The following is a 21,500-nucleotide window of genomic DNA, read 5'->3' on the forward strand; positions in this document are numbered from 1 at the left end:
TTTCTCGATTTATCCCCCAGAGAAACTAAAGTTATAAAAGTTAAAAAAATTAAAACTGGAGAATAAAATTGGCTAACTCAAAACAAGCAAAAAAAAGAATTATTCAAGCTGAAAGAAATCGTCAACATAATGTTGCTCGTCGTTCTATGATGAGAACTTTCTTGAAAAAAACAACTAACGCTATAGAAAAAGGCGATGTTGAAGCTGCAAAAGAAAACTTCACAAAAGTAGTTCCTTTACTAGATAAGTATGCTACTAAAGGTTTAATCCATAAAAATAAAGCAGCTAGACATAAGTCTCGTTTAAGCGCTAAAATCAAAGCTCTTTCTGCTGCTTAATTATTTTTTATTACTTTTCTATAAATATTTCCTAGTTCTTGTATTATTATATCTTTTAGCGTTACACAGAAATGTAATAATACAATGCCTACAATCAAAATTTATTATACTGACAATATTCAGATATCAGACAAATTAGATAAATTTAGCAAAAGCTTACATACTACTCTTGTTGAAATAATCAAAACAGATATTCATACATGTAGAACCCTAATATATCCATGCAAAAATTATATCGTTGGTGATAGCTCTAGTAATTTTGATGGCTTTATTCAACTTGAAGTAGACATTCTTCCTGGTAGGAGCACTGAGCTACGCAAGAAACTAGGAAACATATTACTAGGTGATCTAAAATTACTTTGTAGTGACTGTGACATTTCTATAGATTATCGTGTTACTGTAAGACAAACAGATACTGAATTTTATTTTGGTCTCTAGAATACTGGTTCTTTAGTTGGTGGTGCATAGTTCCCAGCAATTCCAACTAATTTATCTTGGTTATTAAATGTCAATATTAGTTTTGATTCACTAAAATTACTAGACTGCATATCTTTTTTGTAAGTATTAATATAGATATATTGATTAGGGTTGAAAGTATCTATCATATCAGGTGAGCCTAATATATATACAACCTCACTCTTAGTCATATCAGGCTTTATTAGTAGAAGCTTTTTATTTAATATTTTTTTACCCTGAGGAACTGGTGCAGTATATGGTTCTACACATCCTGCTAAGAAAAAACTAATTGTAGCCAAGATAATAATTTTAGTTAGTCTTTTTGAATTCATTTTATTAATCTTCTAGGCCTGCGAATAATTTTTGATCTATAATATCACATAAGCAATGGATTATAAGAAAATGATTTTCTTGTATACTAGCAACGTTATCTGAAGGAACTCTCAATTCTATATCCTCAGGGTTATACATATTTTGTAGCCTTCCGCCATTTCCGCCTGTTAGGGCTATAACTTTCATTTCAAGATCATGAGCTTCTTCAACAGCTTTAAGTATATTCTCAGAGTCACCACTAGTAGATATAACTAATAATATATCATCTTCATTACCCAATGCCGCAACTTGCTTAGAAAAAATCTCGGCAAAACCATAATGATTGCCTACTGCTGTAATAGTTGCAGTATCAGATGTCAAAGAAATTGCTGGTAAAGGTGGTCTTTCCATTTCAAAGTGATTTAATAGCTTTGATGAAAAATGTTGAGCTATTGCACCTGATCCACCATTGCCACATACTAAGATCTTACCGCCATTCTCTAAGCAAGAAACCATAGCTTTTGCAGCTTGAGAAATAGCTGGAGGTAAAACATTTGCTGTTTCTATTTTAGCTTGTATACTACTTTCAAAATAGCTATTAACCTTATCTAAAGAAGTCATTTTTTACTCTATATTTAAGTCCTAGAAAAATTTTACTATATCCAATTTTTGATAGCCAGTGTAATAACTAGTATTTCAAATGAATCTAAGATTATATTAAAAAAAACTCTCTTTTATATTACAATGTATAGTTAAAGTATTTATTTTAACTACAGGATCTAAATAAAGACAGTGTTACATCTACGATCTCAACTAGGAATTTCATTATTAGAGATTTTGTTTGTAATCGCAATAATAGCTTTGATTGCTTCAGTATCCATTCCGGTCTACTCAAACTACACGATTAGATCAAAAATATCCAACCAACTGAGCTTTATGGGAGCTATTAAACAAGATGTTTCCAATGCAATAGCTAATCAAACTAGTGTCTCTACTATCAATATAAATGATCCTCATATGAGTGTTGATGAAAATGCAGATATCTCTCGCAATATTGGTAGCTCAGGAGCACAAACTGTCTCTGGAGATGCCTACATATTACTTAGATCTACCATTAATGGTAGTATTATAGAGTGGCGATGTATAATTACTGGAGAAAATATCACACAAGCTATGGTTCCATCAACTTGCCAAGGTTATGGCATAGATTTTTATAATGCTCTTACTCAAAATTCATTAATCCCTGATGGATATGGCTTCCAATGGGGAGATAACCCTGCTCCAGATGGTTTCTTAGCATTTATCGACTCTGACCACCCCTTCACAGGTGATTGGTATACAGATGGTGGTAAACTCGAAGTATGGAATGGTTTTGAGAACTCTGATGGTAGAGAAGCCGCTATTGAGTTAGATGGCCATTCAAATGAAATTGTTGAGCTATCTCATGATCTAAATACTGAAGGGTTTAAAAAAATGAATCTAAGCTTTGAGTATTACTCCCGTACGGGGGATGCCTCAGGAGGCTTTGAAGTTCTCTTAGGCGATGAAGTAGTTTATACACAAGAAGACTTCTCATCAGACTGGCAAAATATTAGCATTGACCTAGATAACTCAGATGGTGCTTCAACTAAAAAACTAACTATTCGTGAAGCTGGGGCTGATGATAGTATGGGTGCTATTATTGACCTTAAGACTATAAAAGTTGAACCAGTAGAATTAATCTAGAACTGCCATAAAAATATTTATCTTATATTTTTTATCTATACTATTGAATAAAATAGCGTAAATCTTGTCACCCTTATGAAACTACAAAATATAGCATTATTATCTCTTATAATATCAGGTATAGCTTTTGCTAATCCTGTTAGTCTCTGCCAACAAAATAGTTGTTTTGTAATTGATCCAGCAACTCTAAAAGTCGACCTTAAAAAAGGAACTAATGAGACTCCTATATCAGCTGCCCAAGCAAAGCAAAGTTTCAAAATAATATCACAGAATAAAAGCGAGTTAGACTTTACACGCGATAATATTAATGTTGATTTTAAGTTAGATAACAATGGATTAAATGTTAGTTTTAAAAATAATCAAAAACTGACTAGAACACAAAATAAATCTATTACCTTCCCTATTATTAGTGGAGAAAAATCTTTCTTATTACCAATGTTAGAAGGATGGAATATCCCCGCAAACAATAAAAAATGGATAAAATACTTAACATCAACTTCTAGTGAAAGGTATCCTTTATCCGGTATTGGTAGCCTATCAATGCAATTTTTAACAGCTGGATTTGGTAAGTCTGCTACCTACTATCAGATTAGTAATATCTTTGATAATTCTTTTTGGTTTACAGGTAAGGAAAATTTAACGTTACATTTTAAACATACTTTTAATATCTTAAACGAAGATAAACCTTTTGGATTCACAGTTAAAGAATTAAAGAATGATCCAGCAGTAATTGCTGATACATATCGTCAACATAAGATAGATCAAGGAGATTTTGTAACATTAACAGAAAAAGCTAAAGTCGTCCCAGATGTTACAAAGCTTTATGGTGCTCCTTTTATATATCTTTGGGGAGATGAACTAGTTGGTCAAACAAATATAAATTGGAAAGAACTCCAAAAGTTTGTCAAACAACAACTTGAAAGTAAGTCTGATAACCCAACAAAATACTTTAATATAATACTAAAAGAACACTCGAATAACTCTCTAGAAGAGTTTGCCAAACAAAAGTGGCTTTATAAATCTCTAAAATCAGATGTCGACAATGCTCTTAAAGAATTAGTAAAAGATCCAACATTATGGAACAAGCAAGAGTTTGACTCCATTAAACTAAATTCAGCCGCTACCAAATTAATATCTGAGCCAAGAACTCCTGCCAATACGATCGCACTTAATAAAAACCTAATCCAATCTGCTTACTCTAAATATATTGCTCCTGTCCCTCAATGGGGTAATGGTGTCTCTATATGGATGATAAAACAACTACAAGATATAGGTTTAAAAAATTCTTGGCTAGGTCTAAATGATGTAATGGATGGTATATATCATACTAATGTTATTAATAACGCTAAAAAAGCTGGATATCTTATAGCTCCTTATGATTCATATAATTCATTAATAGAAAAAAACCCAGATTCTATGCCAACAGCTTATTTTGCTACCAAAGAAAACTTCTTTGATAAAGCTGCAATAATTAAACAAAATGGTAAATATCTCCAAGGTTTCTTAGATGGGCAACGCGAATTAAACTCTTCATATGCAATGCCTCAAGTCAAGCTCCGTCTAAATAAAGCTATAAACATATATAATACAAAATTTAACTCCTGGTTCTTTGATAGTGATGGAGCTGGTGCTCTATATAATGATTTTTCTACGAAGCACCCTCAAACTAAAGCTCAAGACGCCCAAAATAAAATAGATTATTTTAAATGGGCTGCTAAGCATTATAATTTAGTAGTTGGTACAGAAGATGGTAAAGATTATATTGCACCTGTCGCAGTTTATGGCCAAGGTTTAGTTTCTCAAGGCATTTGGGATAAAGATATGCGCAAAAATAAGAATTCAAAATACTATATGGGAAGCTATTGGTCACCCACTGGAATTCCTCCTAGATATGGCAAACCTACTCCATTAAAGCCTTTATTAAGCTATATATACTACAACCCTACCTTTGAAGTTCCTCTTTATCAAATGGTTTACAACAATAGCATTATAACTTCTGATCACTGGGAATATGCAACCTTTAAATTCCCTTCTCAGATAAAGAACAATATCTTGAAGACTTTCTTATACAACTATCCACCATTATTACATTTAGATAGAAAAGCTTGGGAACAACAAAAGAACCTTCTAAGCAAATACTTACCAGTATGGTCTAAGTGGCATAAAGTTTTAGTGCAACAGAAGATGACTAACTTTAGCTACTTAAGCAAGGATAAATTACTTCAATCTACACAGTTCTCAAATGGTGTTATGGTAATTGCTAACTTTGCTGATTCTACGAAAAATTATAATAAAATAGATATCCCTGCAAAAAGTATTGTTATTCTACAAAACAATAAAATAGTTCAACGTTTTACTGCTACGAGTTTTGAATAAATTTTTCTACACTATATTTAATTTTCTAAACAATCCAGCTTGCAATAATAATTAAGTCTATTGATTTATATGGTATCCTTTACAATCATTATAAGATAGAACACTGTACTACTAGCATAGACTACGGGTAGCAAAGCTTATTTCCCGAAGGATCTAATTTGTGAAAAAATAAGAAGAGTTATTTACTTTAAAATTTATTATAGATAATTAACCCAAAACAAATAACTGGAAGTATTGTACACATTAATAAGAAGCTCCAAATATATTCAAATGGTATATAACCCATTATAGAAACTGCGATAACCGCCGTTAACATATTTATAAAGTTCATTGCTGCGGAAGCATTTGATTTACACTCAATTGCTGTCGATGCTAAATGTGATGCTGTAGGGTATATAAAGTTACATACAAAGTACATCAAAGTTATTAACACAAAGAATATTAACGGCGTCATATCATTCGCAATCTTTAACCCAGCCATAATTACAACCAACACTAGAAAACATATCAAAGCAACTATAAGTATTCTATGACTGTCATGTTTGTTTATTATTTTAGCAATCAATATTGAACCTAATACAATACCTACAATCGTCATTGACGTCCATAAACTATATTGCGCACTATTAAGACCAAACATTTGATGAGCAATAAAAGGTCCTCCTGCTGAATAACAATAGCTAAAAACAGTCATTACACCTAATGTCATTGCAAATACTATTAATTTGAAACTACTAAAAGCATCCTTATAACCATCAATAATAGCTGATACATTTAGGTTAAAGTCAAAGTCTTTCTTATTTTCATAAAGAAAGCTAGCTATAAACATTATTACAGCATGTATTAATAGCACGTAAAAACAATAATACCAATGAGTGTAAGTACTAATTAAACCTCCTATCAATGTGGCTAATGTTAATGAAATCGCAAAAGATAGTGTAGCAAATGACAATGCTAACTTTGCTTTATGCGGTTCAACAGAATTATTTAATATAATAAAAGTACATACCAGTCCTGCTGATGCTCCTATAGCTGTTATAAATCTTCCTATTAGCAACATTGTCATAGAAGGTGATAATAAGCATATTAAAATACCAATAACATTTATAATCATACCAATTCTTAATGTTATGGAATCTCCATATTTCTTTGCAATTGGTCCATATATTATTTGACCAGCAACATACCCTATAAGGAAAATACTCACTAACCATTCAACAGCCCCACTAGATAATCCAAATTCTTTAGAAATACTTGGTAAAGCAGGATTTATAATAACTGCTGAAGCACTAGCTATACTAATATAGCTTAGCAGAATTATTATTTTATAATTTTTCATAACTTTTCTCATTTATTATTTTATTAGACAATATATTAAATAAAAGGCAACATTTTACAATAATAAATATGTTTAACTTAAGTATACTTTTTTTAAACAGTAGTAATTATAAAAAAATAAATCACTAAAATTATCATTTATTACTTTTTACTTATGAAATATATAATAAATTAAAAATAATATTTTACAATAGCCTAGAAGTTTAACATTAGATTACTTTTATTTAACAATCCAGATAGAAAGACTAAAATAACAAACATAGAAACCTTAAATCACTTTCTTATATCTTGATATTAAAATAGTCAAAATTAATTTAATAGATAATATTTCTTATATAAAAAGAAGTATACATTCAAAACTTTAATGAAGAATATATTTGACTAACACAAACTAAGAATAAATTACTTGGGTTAATATCATCACAAATAGTTAAACTATGAAAAATAGCATTTTAGAGATATCTATAGCTAGCAACTCTGATAACTCAGAAAATTCATACCAATACTGTTTGAGATAGGATATTGAAAATATAGAATAATCATTTAGCTGATGCTAATAAGGATTAGTGTGCATAATGAGTTTACTAATTAGATATTCTCTTATTAATTGCAATTAACACTAAGCATATAACAGGCAATATAACTGATAATAATAAGAAACTCCAAATATACTCAAATGGTACATAACCCATCGCAGTCACTCCTACAACAGCTGTTAACATATTTATAAAATTCATAGCAGCTGACCCATTTGCCTTACACTCAATCGCATTTGATGCAATATGTGATCCTGTAGGAAATATAAAATTACATACAAAATACATCAAAGTGATCAATACAAAAAATATTATTGGTGTGAGACTATTAGAGACCTTTAGTATAGATAAGATCACAATCAAAATAATTAAAGAAGCCAAGGCAACAAGAAGTATATTCTCACTTTCGTATTTATTTATTATTTTAGCTATCACTATTGATCCTGATAATATTCCTATCATAGTCATAGAAGTCCAAACACTATATTCAGCACTACTAAAATTAAATAAAGAATGCGCCATAAAAGGTCCAGAGGCAGAATAGCAATAACTAAAAACAGACATTGAACCTATTGCTAATGAGAAAATTATTAGTTTAAAACTTCTAAAAGCTTCAAGATACCCGCCAACAATAACTGATATTTTAAGTTCATACCCAGAATCTTTTTTATTTTCATACAAGAAACTCATTCCAAACATTAATACCGCCTGTAGCAATAACACATAAAAACAGTAGCTCCAATAACTATAAGTAGTTATAACACCTCCTATTAATGTCGCTATTGTTATTGCTAAGGTAAAAGATACAGTTGCAAATGATAAAGCAAATTTTACACTATGAGGCTTAAGTGATTGATTTAATATAAGAAAAACACATGCTAAACCAGCAGATGCTCCCACTGCTGTTATAAATCTACCTATAGCTAACATAAACATTGAAGAGTAATTTGAAGCTAATAAACAAACTACTATGCCTATTATATTTATAACCATACCTATTCTTAATGTCTTTGCACCACCGTATTTCTTTGCAATTGGTCCATATATTATTAACCCAACAACATATCCTATCAAAAAAGCTGTCACTATCCATTCAATAGCACCTTTAGATAAACTATATTCTCTAGTAATATGTGGTAATGCAGGGTTAAGAATAGCTGCTGAACCACTAGCCAGCCCAATATAACTTAATAATATGATTACTTTATAACTTTTCATCTATAAATTAGATTTAGAATTCAATTTTATTAAAATAGAATGATAAATTATAAATTATATTTTACAATAGATGGTATACCAAGCATAAGTTAACTTTTCTTAAACAATGAAAAACTATAAAAAAATATCAATATCTTTATTTGAAGTTTTCTATGAGCTAGTTTTGCATAATAGTTTCACTAATACTGCAAAAGCTCTCGGTGTTACGAAAGCAGCCATAAGCCACTCGATAAAGCTTCTTGAAAAGGAACTAAAAGTTGATTTAATTAACCGTACGACAAGAACCCTATCTCTAACCCATGAAGGAAATATCTTATTTGAATATTGTAGTAAATTACAACAAGAAATAGTCAACGTAAGAGGACTTGCTGAGTCATTTCATAGTGAGCCATCCGGAACACTAAAGATAACCACAGTATCCTTTTTTGCTCGAGAATTCCTCTTAAAAATCATAAAAGAATATAAGAAAAACTTCCCCAAAGTTCAAATAGATATAAATATTATAGAAAAATTACCTGACTTTAAAGCTCAGGAAACTGATGTTGCTTTAGGGGTTAACTGGTCTCCTCCGGAAGATATCATTGCTCGTAAAATTTCAAAAACTCGGTATATACTATGCTCAACTCCTGGCTATATTAGAAAGAATGGTACTCCTCAAAATTTAGTAGATCTATCCAACTACGATTATATAACGCACAGCTCTAGAAAATCTCAGCTATTAAATGTTAAAAATAATATTGACGCAAATATCTATAACCCTGTACTTTCTGCCGATAGTGCAGAATTTATAAAAGAATGTGTTTTAGATGGTATGGGTATAGCCCAATTTCATGAATATATTGTAAAGAAAGAACTAGAGAATGGAAAATTAGTTCAGATATTAGCTAATGAGTTCTCAAAGGAACAAGAGTTATTTATATATTATCCAAAAAATAAATTTGTCCAACCTAAAATAAGAGAGTTTGTTAATTTAGTATTAAGTAGCAAATTTTTATCAAATGCTACTTAATTTCTCTTTTTCCAAATAGACTACTCCCAATCCGCACTTCCATATTGTATAACTAGTTTATAATCAGCACTCATCCCCATTGATAGCCTATTTAATACTAAATCTTGTGAAAGCTTGGATTAACTAAGTCAAAAAACTTAAAATGCAAAATACTGATTAATGAATATCTTCTTTATTATGAAGAAAATTACTTAAAGAACCCTCAATAAGAGCCCTTAAATAAATTGTTTTCACACCAACCCTAATATAAATTTAACTTATATTAAGTTTTTTTGAAGCAAAAAGGAGATGATTTTGTCCGAGTTAAAAAGAAGAATGGGGATATGGCAACTTACTGCTTTTGGAATAAATTACATGGTTCCAACATCATCTGCGATTGTTTTTGGGATAATACTTAAAAAATCAGGAGGCAGCGTATCTTTATCGTACCTATTAGCTGGATTTATAATGCTGTTTGTTGCTAATAGTTATATTTTGATGTCTAAAAAATTCCCAATATGTGGCTCGCTATACTCATTTATTTCAAGAGGCCTAAACCCTCATGTTGGGTTTATTACTGGCTGGACATTATTCTTAGACTACATATTTATACCAACTATAGCATCTATGAGTTCAGTTTTATATTTCATGCAATTATCCCATTTTGGTAACTATGCATTTTTATACTGCAGCTTTATTGTAATAGCATGCTTAATAAGCATTCGAGGAATTAATTTACTAGCCAAGCTAGGACTTTTTTTATTACTGCTTGTAATGATAATTGTAATATCCGCAGTTGCTGTTTGGGCGTACTCTGTTTTTAATGGCACAGGTACCGGAACTCTAGTATCTTCGATACCATTCCATTTTAGCTCAATATCATCACTAACAGCTGCTGCTTCTATTGCTGTCTTTTGCTACTTAGGATTTGATGCGATCACAACTATGAGTGAAGAAACTATTAATCCAACAAAAAATGTCCCAAGAGCTATTATAATTTCTATTATTTCAATAAGTATTATAATGTTTCTAGTAGGATATATAGGAGTACTAGTAATCCCTAACTGGAAAGATTTTATTAATAATCCAGATTGGGTTAATACCGCTTTACTGTATGTATCTAAGGTTACAGGAGGACACCTACTAGTAACTGTCTTTACAGCAGGATTCTTACTTTCTCAAATGGTTTTTATATTAGTCGCAAATACTGCAGCATCGCGGCTATTATATGCTATGGGTAGAGATAATGTTCTTCCCAAATCAATTTTTGGAAAAATCCATCATAAATATGGAACACCTCACTTGAACCTTATAATTATTATGATAGTACAAATTATTTTAGGCTTATCATTAAACCTAAATAGCTTAGCAGAAATAGTTAATTTTGGCGCTATCTTAGGCTTTACAATATTAACTATTACTGTAATCCACTTTTATTTTAAACAAAAGCCTAGTGATGCTGGAAAAATTAGATATGTAGTAATACCTTTTATAGGTATTATACTGATGATATGGCTAATGACTGGACTATCTACTAAAACATACATTATTGGCGGATCATGGATGATTATAGGTATAATCTTTGGATTCATAAGATCTAAGGGCTATAAAGAAGAGATAAATTTAATAAATATATGATAGAGGGATTAACTTATGCTAAACAATCAAGAACTACAATCATTACGTAAAAAATATGTACCAGATGCTGTTTTTCAATTAACAGACCTGAACATAGTAAAAGCAAAAGGAGCTAAAATATGGGACTCAGAAGGAAATGAATATATTGATTTTGTTGGAGCTATAGGTTGTGTTAATGCTGGACACAATCCTGATAGTGTCGTAAATGCAATAAAAGAGCAAGCTGATAATTACCTCCATATTGGTATTAATATAACCAACTATGAGCCGTATATTAAACTAACTAAGAAGCTTGTAGAAATAATGCCAGGAGATAATGAAAAGCAAGCAGTATTATTTAATTCTGGAGCTGAAGCGGTTGAAAACGCAATTAAAATTGCGCGTTATGCCAAAAAAAGACAAGGTATAGTTTGTTTTAATGGAGGATACCATGGAAGAACTCTATTAACGATGAGTCTTACCACTAAGATTAAACCATATAAACTAGGTTATGGGCCTTTTGCACCAGAAGTTTATCATGTACCACATCCAGAAATATCAAGTATTCAGAACTTTGATGCTTATTGGGAAAATATATTTAATACAGTTGTCGCAGCGGATAATATTGCAGCTATTATATTTGAACCAGTTCTTGGGGAAGGTGGCTTTATACCAATGCCAAAAGATTTTGTACAAAAACTCAGAAAACTTTGTACAGATAACGATATTGTATTAATCGCTGATGAGATACAGAGTGGTTTTTGTAGAACTGGTGAGATGTTTGCTATAGAAAACTATGGCATAACTCCAGACTTAATGACAATAGGAAAATCAATAGCATCTGGATTGCCACTAACAGCTGTTGTAGGTAGCAAAAATTTAATTAATGCATCTCATGTTGGAGGATTAGGAGGAACATTCTGTGGTAATCCACTAGCTTGCCAAGCAGCTTTAGAGTCAATAAAAATTTATGAATCAGATAATCTTTCAGCAAAAGCGAATGATATAGGTGAAAAAGTAAGATCTTTTTTTAGTAAAATGCAAAAAAAATATAATTGTATCTCTGATATTAGAGGACTTGGTGCAATGATAGGTATAGAATTTTGTAACTCTAATAATGAAAATGGTAGTGATATCTTAAAATCTATAATAACTCTTTCATTAAAAAATGGGGTTGTCTTAATGTCTGCAGGTCTAGAAGGTAATGTACTTAGAACTTTAATGCCATTAGTAATCTCAAATGAGGAACTAGATAAAGCGTTTAAAATTATTGAGCAAGCATTTAAGACACATTTCAATTACTAAAGTCCAGCTATTGTATAATCTTATATGGATTAGAGTGTAAAAAGAACGTCTATTTAATTTCTCTTTCACCAAATAAACTACTCCCAATCCGTACATCAGTACTTCCATATTGTATAGCTAGTTTATAATCAGCACTCATTCCCATTGATAATCTATTTAGTCGTAAATCTTGAGAAAGTTTAGAATTAACTAAGTCAAAAAAGTTCTTCATTCTTTTGAAACTTTCTTGTGGTGATGCAGATTTAGCTGGAATACTCATTAGTCCAACTATTTTTACCCCAACTAAATCTTTTGATCTTTCAACACACTCAACAACTTCTTTGTATTGAGAAGATTTAAATCCTGATTTATTAGGATCATCATCAATATTTATTTGCAAATAGATATCTATTACTTTTTCTAACTGGCACGCTGATTTATTAATCTTCTCAATATGCTCTACTTTCTCAACACTTTGTATCGAGTTAGCATATTTGACAATATGCTTTATTTTTCGAGACTGCAAAGATCCGATAAAGTGCCACCTTAGATCTGGAAGTTGTTGAGCTTTTTGCTCAAGCTCTTGAAAATAATTTTCTCCAAAATCTTTTTGGCCTAAGCCCGCTAGATACTTTATTTTTTCTAATGACTGATATTTACTTACTGCAAGTAAGTTTGCATGATTAGCTATATTTTGATTAATCGTTTCATAAGCATCTTTTATATAATCTTTATTTAGCATCTTTTTTTCTCATTACTATTAGATTTCTTTCAGCTTTTAAGAAAGGTACTTTTATTTTAAACTTTTGTGCCTCCAATGGTAACTTTGCTAGATTTTGCTCTTCTACGTCTGGACCTTTCATTGCTAACATTTGATTATCATTTGTTAAGAACTGTTTACATAACTCATAGAAGGTATCAACAGAACTAAATGCTCGTGAAATAATATTATCAAAGCTTCCTTCTAAGTCCTCAACTCTACAGTTAACAGGATTTATATTGCTCAAATTTAAGGTTTTTTTGACATTTTTAAGAAAGATAATCTTTTTACCAACACTATCAACTAATGTAAACTGATGATCTGGGTATAATATAGCAAGAACTACACCAGGCAAACCACCTCCCGTGCCAACATCTATAGTTGATGAACCTTTTATATATCTAGCAACAGCTAAACTATCAAATAAATGCTTAACTAGCATATCTTCAATATTCTTGATTGCTGTCATATTATAGACTTTATTCCATTTTTCTAATAATTTTAGATAATCTATCCATAAGCTAATCTGTGTTTCATTAGCTTGAATATCTAATTCAGTCAAAGCTTGTTTAATTTTGTTATTCATATCCATTTTCTAGAAATATAATTTTTATATAAGCTATAATAAGTTATATTATAAGCCTTAAAAAAAATAGTTGGGATTTAAAATTTTATAAATCTCAAACATGACGCATATAATATGATTTTATCAAGAAAATTTGGTGCTGCAATGATTATATCAGGCACTTGTATCGGAGCAGGGATGCTAGCTATCCCTGCGACAGTTGCTAGTTGTGGCTTCTTTATTGGCTCTATTTTGATTATCTGTATTTGGGCTTTAATGACATTTACGGCTTTAGTCCTAGCTGAAGTAAACTTAAAAATGGAAGATGGCTCAAACTTTATAGAAATGACAAGTAAAACACTTGGTCCTTTTGGTGTGGGAGTAGTATGGATCTGTTATGTTTTACTACTTTACTCTCTTGTGGCTGCTTATACAGTTGGTGGAGGATCATTACTATCAACAACACTAAGTAGCTTAGGTATTAGCTTATCTGAAAAGTTCACTAGTATTATTTTTATACTTATACTTGGAGTATTTATCTACATTAGCACTCGAGTGGTTGACCATGTTAATAAACTTATGTTAACAGGTAAGCTTCTAGCATTCTTTTTACTAATCGCTGTATTAGTTCCTCATATTTCAACTGATCATTTAGCCTATCAAATTAAAAACCCTAACTTTATCTGGGCTGCTTTTCCAATCCTTTTAACATCTTTTGGTTTTCATCATATTATACCAACTCTTAGAACATACGTTGGTTCAAATAGAGGCTCCTTGCGCCAAGCAATTATATTAGGTAGTTCAGTTCCTTTAGTAATCTATCTACTTTGGATATTTGCGACTCTTGGCTCTTTACCCGTAGCAACACCCACAGGTATATTAGGCAAAGAGTCTGGAGAAATAACATCTGTAATAGTTACTCATTTTGAAGGAACTTCTGGATATATTTCAACAATATCTTTCCTATTTGGCTTTTTTGCTTTAGCAACTTCATTTTTAGGTGTAGCATTAGGGCTATTTGACTTTAACCGTAGTACGTATAATATCTCAAAAAACCTACACAAACACAAAATCCTTGCCTTTATAATTACATTCTTACCAGCATATCTTTACGCAATTATATATCCTGATGGATTTAAATCAGCGTTAGGTTATGCAAGTATTTTTGTTGCTGTATTACAAGTTGCCCTACCTGTAATGATGCTTTGGGTAATCAACTACCGTAAGAGAAAAGGTTTTGTAAGTACATCAGCTATGACTGTAATTATAGTAGCTATTGCAATTGTTATAATTTCTTTGCAGATTCTTAGCTCTTTTGAGTTATTACCCAGGCTAAACTAAAGGCTATGGTTCTTAATTTTCATATTATAAGCTATTAAGATCACAATACCGACAAATATTGGTAAAATGACTGAGGGGAATAACATCAAGGTGAAATACTCACCAGCGATCCTTACCCAAGCAAAACCAACAGCATTACCAACAACAAAGGTTATCATACAAGTAGCAAAAAAAGGGATTTTCCAAATATTTGAACTATCACCACGTAAAACTCGCCCTATCTCAATACCCAGATCTGTGGTCGTACCTGTCATATGAGTTGTTCGAGCAAAACCACCAAAAAATATTGTTGTGAAACTATTTTGCATTCCCATAGCAACAGCTAAAAATAAATCATCAATAATACGATGATTACTAAAGATATCTATCAATAAAGTACCTGTAAGCATTACAGCACTTTGTAAAACTAATGTTTTGGTGTGATCTTCTGAAATGACATATGCATCAGTCTTCATTAAGACGCCATTTACAGCAGCTCCAACAACAAAACCAAAGACAAGAATTGTAACTTTATATACAAAAAACCAATCAGATCCCGCGATACTATGACCAAGAATCCTTAAGTTCCCTGACATTACTGCCACACTGGCACCAAAAGAGTTATATAAAACTACGCTATCAATCCAACCAGTATTAAAAATCAATATAACCGTAATAAAATAAGTAAAAGCCATTTTTTTCGTAAACACTTTTTAGCTCCTTTTTTATTAGCGTTTAAGAAATATTATATAGGCTTTATAGTAAAAATCATTTTTTTATTTTGCTTTCTTTAGGCTGAGTCTTTATTAAACTCTTTAGACCTTGAGTTTTCTTAGAAAAAGATCGAACTAAAGAAATTCTCGTTGTAAATAATTGTTGTGTTAATCGCATATTTACCCTCCCTTTAATTTGTGACTAACTATTTTCCCTTCTAATTTTTTTTTTAGAAGAGGAAAGAAAAAATATACAAAAAAATAATTTAACTGTCAACACTAACGAATATTTAATCTTTGCATCATTTTATACTCTTATTTATTAGTTCATCAAATTTATCTTGAGGTAGTAACTTGAGCTCTAAATTTGCCTCACTTAGAGAAATATCTTCTTGATAAGCGTAATGTGCTAACTTCGTAGCCTCGTCATATCCAATCTCTGGAGCAAGAGCTGTCACTAGCATTAAAGAGTTATGTAGATAATAATCTATTTTCTTCTTATTAGGCTTCATTCCTTTAAGCAAATAATCTGAGAAATTAAGCATACTATCAGACAGCATCTGGATTGACTGTATAATGTTAAATATTATTAACGGTTTATATACATTCATCTCCAAATATCCTGCTGATCCTGCCATAGCTACAGCAGCATCTAAACCCATTACTTGAGTTGAAACCATTGCCAGAGCTTCACACTGAGTTGGATTAACCTTACCTGGCATTATAGATGATCCAGGCTCATTCTCGGGTAATATCAACTCAAACAATCCTGCTCTAGGACCACAACTAAGGATCCGAATATCATTAGCTATCTTAAATAAAGAATTAGCTAAGACTTTTATAGTACTCATTAAAGCGACTAGGGCATCATGAGACCCTTGCACCTCAAACTTATTAGTTGCTGTAATAAAAGGCATCTCAGTTATTTTAGCAATATTCTTAGCAACAAGTTCTGCAAACCCTTGTGGTGCATTTATACCAGTACCAACAGCAGTACCTCCTAATGCTAACTCATAGACATCCTCTAAGACTAACTTTATCCGTTCAATATTTTTTTCAACTAATGCTGCATAACCGCCAAACTCATCTCCTAGCTTCATAGGTACCGCATCTTGCATATGAGTTCTACCGATCTTAGTTATACTCATCCATGCTTGAGCCTTCTCTTGTAAGTGCTTTTGCATATATTTAGCAGTAGGAATTAGCTTTTGAGAAACTGCTATTACTGCTGAGATATTCATTGCGGTTGGGAAGCTATCATTTGATGATTGAGATTTATTAACATCATCATTGGGGTGAATAGGTGTTTTAGTTCCTTTTTTATTACCATATATTTCATTTGCTCTGTTAGCTATTACCTCATTAACGTTCATATTTAATTGAGTACCACTACCAGTCATCCAAACATATAATGGAAAATTGCCATCTAACTTACCTTCTAATACTTCCTCAGATGCCTTAACGATTAGATCCCTCTTCTGCTCTGATAGTATACCTAGTTTGTTATTTGTAATAGCAGACGCTTTTTTAATAATAGCCATAGCCTTAACAATATCTAAAGGCATTTTATCATTACCAATTGAGAAGTATTTTAATGACCTTTGAGTTTGTGCTCCCCAATATTTATCATCTGCAACTTTGATTTCTCCCATGCTATCTGTTTCTACTCGCATTAACTTTCCCCAAAATGTAATTTATACATCAAATGTAACATTTTTATGCTACGCTCAGAAGAGCTATATATTTTTAAATACCTTGTAGTTAAAATAAATACTATATAAATTTCCAATTAAATAAATATTATGCAAACATTAGAAGTATTGAAAAATCGCAAATGTGTCAGAGAATTCTTAGCTAAAGAAATTCCCCGAGAAATGTTTAAGCAGCTTTTTGAGGCTGCAAAATGGACTCCTTCAAGCAAAAATACTCAACCATGGAAAATAGTTGTAGTTAGTGGACAAAAGAAAATAGATCTCATGAATAAAATCTTAAATGCTTGTGAAAATGGCGAAAAACCAAGAATGGAATACAACTATGATGGTGATACTAAACTAGAAGGAGAACTAAAAGAAAGAGCTATCAAGTGTGGCCATGATCTATATACGGCATTAGATATTTCTAGAGAAGACAAAGAAAAGCGTATCAAACAATGGAAAAAAAATTATATTTCATTTGATTCTCCTTCTGCAATTTTTATATTTAAATATCCTACTGATAGTATTAGTAGCTATATGGACTGTGGCATGCTAATCCAATCGATATTACTTGCAGCTACAGACCTAGGCCTAGCAACCTGCCCTCAGGCTTCATTAGGGCACTACCCAGACATAATAAAAAAAGATTTCCCTGAGTTTAAAGAGTATACACTCATATGTGGTATTGCTATTGGTTACGAAGATACATCTGCAGATGTAAATAACTATAGAACAGAAAGAGAAAGTATTCATAACCTTGTCAGTTTTTTCTAATTTCTTTAGTAATTCTCAATATAATGATATTATTAAAACATTAAAATTAAATTTAATTTAATGTCAAAATGAGCATTATAAGCAAAGATATTATTGAAGCAACTCGCTACTTCCTAAAATTAGTCGAACTAGGCTCATATAGTTCAGTCAAAAAATATTATGGTGTTGAATTAAATACCATAAAAAATAAAATTGAAGTTTTAGAGAGTTTCCTAGATATAAAACTTATTAGAAATGTGCAGAATCGCATTTCTCCAACAGCTGATGGAATGAAGTATTACCACTCTTGTAACAAAACTTTTAAGGACCTAGAAGATACTATTCAAAATGTAAAGCAAAGTGGTTTTAGAGAGCGTAAATCTATAAAAATCTTAGGGACACCACTATTTCTAAAAATTGTAATTGATTTTGTACTACCACAAATTCAAGAAATTAACGATGAATCTTTTAACTTTGCTTTAGATAGTTATCAAATTGACAATCTAAATGGGAGTCAATATCAGTTTGACTCATATAGCGTCATTCAAATTTTCACAAAACACCTCGAGCACCTTGATTTAGATGACTGGATAGTTTGCTCATCAGTTGATGCCATCAAACTGCCTGCATATATCTATGGTAATAAAAATCTTATCAAAGATATGCATAATAACCCGCAACGTATTATCGAATCTCCAGTTGTTTTTAACAAATATGATTTTTCTCTGGGTGTAACTGAGTTTAAACATGGAGCTGAAACCTATAAGTTTAATCTCGATAATGTCAAATATACGGTTGATAATGAGATACAAAAGGCAAATATTATTAAAAGTGAGAATGTTATTGGCTTTATGCCAAAGTTCTATCACAATACAGTGTTAAGAGATTATGATAATATTGCTAAGGTAGAAGGTGTTGAAATAGAGTTCCCTCTAGAGCCTCATTTAGTGCTAGTATATAAGCATTCAAAGTATAAAGATGAACTTATAAATATAGTTAGATCGGGCATTGATAAAATAAAAGAAAAATATACAGACTAATAAAATATAATCTACTTGTTAATCTTCTTTATAATTATACTTTCAATAATAGCTACACTCGCATGTACAAATATCACAGCTAAACCAATATAGGCAAAATACTCATGTATATCTTTAATTTCAACAACATCTGGTCTAGCCATCACCTCAAGAATCGCTGGCAAGCCAAAAGGAATTACATATGTCCCCTTTGCACTTATCAGACACCAACCCAAAATGGACATAAGTATTAACCAAACATATAAAAAGATATGGACAGCCTTAGAAGCAATACTCCTAAAGAGATTATAGTATACTCTTTGCCCTATAATTGGAAACTCCACAAACTTTCTAATAATAAGCCTTAAAATAGTCAAAAATAGTACTAAAAAGCCTATATACAAATGAGATCCTTTCATAAAATCATGAAATAACGTGTGTTTGCCAAAAGTACTTCTAAATTCTATAGATATAAATGCTAGAAATATCAAAATAACAGTAAGCCAATGTATATACACCATAAGTCGATTAATCTTTGCTTGCATATAATTAATCATCATAATTATAAATAATCTATGATTATAATGACTTTTGAAAATAAAAGGAAAAAGAATTTGATCTAAAGAGTATATTCTTAGAAAGTACCAAATATATTAAATAAGATTATATAAATAATACTAGTAACTGCTATACATGCCGGGATAGTTAAAATCCATGCTACAGCCATTTTTTTAACAACTTTCCAATTTACCCCAGAGTCTGCATAACCTGCACCCATTATTGATCCTGACGCAACTTGTGTCGTACTAACAGGTAAGCCTATATGAGAAGCTACTAAAACTAAAGCACCTGAGCTTAGCTCTGCTGAAACTGCATTTACTGGCTCAAGCTTAGATAATTTAGAGCTTAATGTCTTAATAATTTTTTTACCACCAGAAAGAGTTCCTAACCCCATTGCGATACCACATAATACTATCACCCAGGTAGGTACTTCTGTAGTATTTACTAGCCCAGCACTAAATAACGCCAAAGTGATTATTGACATTGTTTTTTGAGCGTCATTAGAGCCATGAGAGAAAGATAACAAACTAGTTGATACTACTTGCATCTCTCGTATGTATTTATTTGTTCTTCTAACTCCACTTAATCTAATAAAAATATTCAGTAAAACTATACAAATAATTAGCGCTAAGAAAAATGCCATAATTGGCGAGCTAACCATAGGTATCAAAACCTTATTAACAACAGTCATATAGTTAACATCTTGATAACTAGAGCCGATAATTACAGCACCAACCAATGAACCTATTAACGCATGAGATGAGCTAGATGGAATACCAAAACTCCATGTAAAAAAGTTCCAACTGATTGCTCCTAGCAAAGCTGAGATCAATACAATATCTGTAACAACACTAGTATCTACAAGCCCCTTAGAGATAGTCGCAGCTACTGCGGTTCCAAAAAATGCTCCTAAAAAATTAAAAAATGCTGCTAAACCTATCGCCTGACCAGGAGTTAGAGATTTTGTCGCAATTGGTGTTGCAACGACATTCGCTGCATCATGGAAACCGTTAGTGAACTCAAAAAACAAAGCAATTATAATAATCGCTACCAAAACTGTTGAAATCATATAGCAAATACCTTACTAAACTTCTTTAACATGAATTCTCATTATTGACTCAGCTATCGAAGTACAAGTTGAAATAGCATTTTCAATAGCTTTATATATATCCTTTACCTTCATGATAAATATCACATCACCTTCTTCAAAGTGAGAAAAACGTTTAAGTGCATGAGCAAGATCTTCCAAAACATTTTCATCTAAAGCTGTTAATCTAATATATAAACTCTTTAAATCTTTCTTCTCACCTTTAGTAAAAGCCTTCATCATGTCATCTAAGACTTTTGTCATTTTACGTAATGTTTCAACACAGTTTGCTAGATATAGATTCACATCACCTCTTTCCTCTTCCATTAGGATCTGCATATATCTATGTATTTTAACAATTCTTTTATTAAGCTTTAGTAGCAATGTTATTACATTATGTAACTCAACCCTATCAACAGGAGTTACAAAATGTCTTGCTAACTCATGATCCATTTTGTTAGCAACTTCTACTGTTACTGTCCTAGTTAAGCGTAACTCTTCAGCTAGCTCAGATAGTGTTAGACTATCTTTTTCTTTAACTATTTGATCTAAGATTCTAGCTGAGTCCTCTACAGCCTCTGTTGCCTCTATCATTAACTCAAAAAATATTTTATCTTGGCTTGGAATTAGTGTCTTAACTAGTTTGCGCAACATTATGTACAATCTCCTAACTATGTTTTTGCATATTCGACACTCAAAGTTTATAACAAAGAAATAAACAAAAACAACAAGATTTTATTATTTTTTTTATATTATTTTTTTTGTTGTTTTAATAGCAAAACTAATATATTATGTTAGGCTTTTTTAGATGGGAAAGATCATTCTTGAAAAAGTGAGAAT

At 31.3% G+C, this 21,500-nt stretch carries 21 protein-coding genes and 1 pseudogene; 10 read left to right on the forward strand and 12 right to left on the reverse strand.

Features of this window, described 5'->3' with window-relative positions; translation table 11 throughout:
- Nucleotides 1–68: 68 nt before the first annotated feature.
- Nucleotides 69–338, forward strand: coding sequence for a 30S ribosomal protein S20 (gene rpsT, locus F3D62_RS05380; RefSeq protein ID WP_072711129.1), 270 nt, complete (start codon nt 69–71; stop codon nt 336–338).
- Nucleotides 339–422: 84 nt separating this feature from the next.
- Nucleotides 423–776: a hypothetical protein gene (locus F3D62_RS05385; protein WP_150467223.1), complete on the forward strand. Its 354-nt coding sequence runs from the start codon at nt 423–425 to the stop codon at nt 774–776.
- Here the strand turns inward: F3D62_RS05385 and F3D62_RS05390 are convergent.
- Nucleotides 773–1,126: an outer membrane protein assembly factor BamE gene (locus F3D62_RS05390; RefSeq protein ID WP_150467224.1), complete on the reverse strand. Its 354-nt coding sequence runs from the start codon at nt 1,124–1,126 to the stop codon at nt 773–775. The two genes, F3D62_RS05385 and F3D62_RS05390, sit on opposite strands and share 4 nt — an antisense overlap.
- A 4-nt stretch (nt 1,127–1,130) precedes the next feature.
- The gene (locus tag F3D62_RS05395) at nt 1,131–1,727 is read right to left on the reverse strand and encodes a phosphoheptose isomerase (protein ID WP_150467225.1); all 597 of its coding nucleotides are present in this window, start codon (nt 1,725–1,727) and stop codon (nt 1,131–1,133) included.
- A gap of 171 nt (nt 1,728–1,898) precedes the next feature.
- Here F3D62_RS05395 and F3D62_RS12925 point away from each other — a divergent pair, with 171 nt between their 5' ends.
- Together F3D62_RS12925 and F3D62_RS05405 are read left to right on the forward strand one after the other, a co-directional pair.
- The gene (locus F3D62_RS12925; RefSeq protein WP_224732646.1) at nt 1,899–2,831 is read left to right on the forward strand and encodes a type IV pili fiber building block protein; all 933 of its coding nucleotides are present in this window, start codon (nt 1,899–1,901) and stop codon (nt 2,829–2,831) included.
- 75 nt (nt 2,832–2,906) lie between these two features.
- On the forward strand, nt 2,907–5,207 hold the full coding sequence (locus F3D62_RS05405; RefSeq protein WP_150467226.1) for a glycoside hydrolase: 2,301 nt from the start codon (nt 2,907–2,909) through the stop codon (nt 5,205–5,207).
- Nucleotides 5,208–5,394: 187 nt separating this feature from the next.
- Here F3D62_RS05405 and F3D62_RS05410 read toward each other — a convergent pair whose 3' ends face one another.
- Both F3D62_RS05410 and F3D62_RS05415 read right to left on the reverse strand, forming a co-directional pair.
- Nucleotides 5,395–6,546: a multidrug effflux MFS transporter gene (locus F3D62_RS05410; protein WP_150467227.1), complete on the reverse strand. Its 1,152-nt coding sequence runs from the start codon at nt 6,544–6,546 to the stop codon at nt 5,395–5,397.
- 583 nt (nt 6,547–7,129) lie between these two features.
- Entirely contained in the window at nt 7,130–8,299 is a 1,170-nt protein-coding gene (locus tag F3D62_RS05415; RefSeq protein ID WP_150467228.1) for an MFS transporter, read from the reverse strand.
- Nucleotides 8,300–8,405: 106 nt separating this feature from the next.
- Between F3D62_RS05415 and F3D62_RS05420 the strand changes: the two genes are divergently transcribed.
- Nucleotides 8,406–9,308 (forward strand): LysR family transcriptional regulator, encoded by a 903-nt coding sequence (locus F3D62_RS05420; RefSeq protein WP_150467229.1) that lies wholly within the window; start codon nt 8,406–8,408, stop codon nt 9,306–9,308.
- Here F3D62_RS05420 and F3D62_RS05425 read toward each other — a convergent pair.
- Nucleotides 9,301–9,427, reverse strand: a pseudogene (locus F3D62_RS05425) (YggS family pyridoxal phosphate-dependent enzyme); the annotation flags it as partial. The gene F3D62_RS05420 and the pseudogene F3D62_RS05425 sit on opposite strands and share 8 nt — an antisense overlap.
- A 175-nt stretch (nt 9,428–9,602) precedes the next feature.
- On the opposite strand from F3D62_RS05425, the gene F3D62_RS05430 reads away from it, so the two are divergent.
- Together F3D62_RS05430 and F3D62_RS05435 are read left to right on the forward strand one after the other, a co-directional pair.
- On the forward strand, nt 9,603–10,925 hold the full coding sequence (locus F3D62_RS05430) for an APC family permease (protein WP_191092541.1): 1,323 nt from the start codon (nt 9,603–9,605) through the stop codon (nt 10,923–10,925).
- A gap of 15 nt (nt 10,926–10,940) precedes the next feature.
- Entirely contained in the window at nt 10,941–12,209 is a 1,269-nt protein-coding gene (locus F3D62_RS05435; protein ID WP_150467231.1) for an aspartate aminotransferase family protein, read from the forward strand.
- A gap of 49 nt (nt 12,210–12,258) precedes the next feature.
- Here F3D62_RS05435 and F3D62_RS05440 read toward each other — a convergent pair whose 3' ends face one another.
- Both F3D62_RS05440 and rsmG read right to left on the reverse strand, forming a co-directional pair.
- Nucleotides 12,259–12,930 (reverse strand): YggS family pyridoxal phosphate-dependent enzyme, encoded by a 672-nt coding sequence (locus F3D62_RS05440; protein ID WP_150467232.1) that lies wholly within the window; start codon nt 12,928–12,930, stop codon nt 12,259–12,261.
- The gene (gene rsmG / locus F3D62_RS05445) at nt 12,920–13,534 is read right to left on the reverse strand and encodes a 16S rRNA (guanine(527)-N(7))-methyltransferase RsmG (protein WP_411961314.1); all 615 of its coding nucleotides are present in this window, start codon (nt 13,532–13,534) and stop codon (nt 12,920–12,922) included. Before rsmG ends, F3D62_RS05440 begins: the two co-directional genes overlap by 11 nt.
- 114 nt (nt 13,535–13,648) lie before the next feature.
- Here rsmG and F3D62_RS05450 point away from each other — a divergent pair, with 114 nt between their 5' ends.
- Nucleotides 13,649–14,854, forward strand: a complete 1,206-nt coding sequence (locus tag F3D62_RS05450) for an amino acid permease (protein ID WP_150467234.1) — start codon at nt 13,649–13,651, stop codon at nt 14,852–14,854.
- Here F3D62_RS05450 and F3D62_RS05455 read toward each other — a convergent pair.
- Together F3D62_RS05455 and fumC are read right to left on the reverse strand one after the other, a co-directional pair.
- The gene (locus F3D62_RS05455; protein ID WP_150467235.1) at nt 14,851–15,543 is read right to left on the reverse strand and encodes a YoaK family protein; all 693 of its coding nucleotides are present in this window, start codon (nt 15,541–15,543) and stop codon (nt 14,851–14,853) included. The genes F3D62_RS05450 and F3D62_RS05455 overlap by 4 nt on opposite strands.
- A 305-nt stretch (nt 15,544–15,848) precedes the next feature.
- Nucleotides 15,849–17,219, reverse strand: a complete 1,371-nt coding sequence (fumC, locus tag F3D62_RS05460) for a class II fumarate hydratase (protein WP_150467236.1) — start codon at nt 17,217–17,219, stop codon at nt 15,849–15,851.
- Between the two features lie 129 nt (nt 17,220–17,348).
- On the opposite strand from fumC, the gene F3D62_RS05465 reads away from it, so the two are divergent.
- Together F3D62_RS05465 and F3D62_RS05470 are read left to right on the forward strand one after the other, a co-directional pair.
- Nucleotides 17,349–18,014 carry a nitroreductase gene (locus tag F3D62_RS05465; protein WP_150467237.1) on the forward strand — a complete coding sequence of 222 codons (666 nt, stop codon included), beginning with the start codon at nt 17,349–17,351 and terminating at the stop codon, nt 18,012–18,014.
- A 68-nt stretch (nt 18,015–18,082) separates the two neighbouring features.
- Complete coding sequence (locus F3D62_RS05470; RefSeq protein ID WP_150467238.1) at nt 18,083–19,033, forward strand: LysR family transcriptional regulator; 951 nt, start codon at nt 18,083–18,085, stop codon at nt 19,031–19,033.
- 11 nt (nt 19,034–19,044) lie between these two features.
- Here F3D62_RS05470 and F3D62_RS05475 read toward each other — a convergent pair whose 3' ends face one another.
- The 3 genes from F3D62_RS05475 to F3D62_RS05485 form a co-directional block, all read right to left on the reverse strand.
- Nucleotides 19,045–19,557 (reverse strand): cytochrome b, encoded by a 513-nt coding sequence (locus F3D62_RS05475; protein WP_150467239.1) that lies wholly within the window; start codon nt 19,555–19,557, stop codon nt 19,045–19,047.
- Between the two features lie 89 nt (nt 19,558–19,646).
- Nucleotides 19,647–20,642 (reverse strand): inorganic phosphate transporter, encoded by a 996-nt coding sequence (locus F3D62_RS05480; protein WP_150467240.1) that lies wholly within the window; start codon nt 20,640–20,642, stop codon nt 19,647–19,649.
- A gap of 15 nt (nt 20,643–20,657) precedes the next feature.
- Nucleotides 20,658–21,314: a PhoU family transcriptional regulator gene (locus tag F3D62_RS05485; RefSeq protein WP_150467241.1), complete on the reverse strand. Its 657-nt coding sequence runs from the start codon at nt 21,312–21,314 to the stop codon at nt 20,658–20,660.
- Nucleotides 21,315–21,500 lie beyond the last annotated feature (186 nt).

This window comes from Francisella sp. SYW-9 (assembly GCF_008711465.1).
GTDB lineage: Bacteria > Pseudomonadota > Gammaproteobacteria > Francisellales > Francisellaceae > Francisella.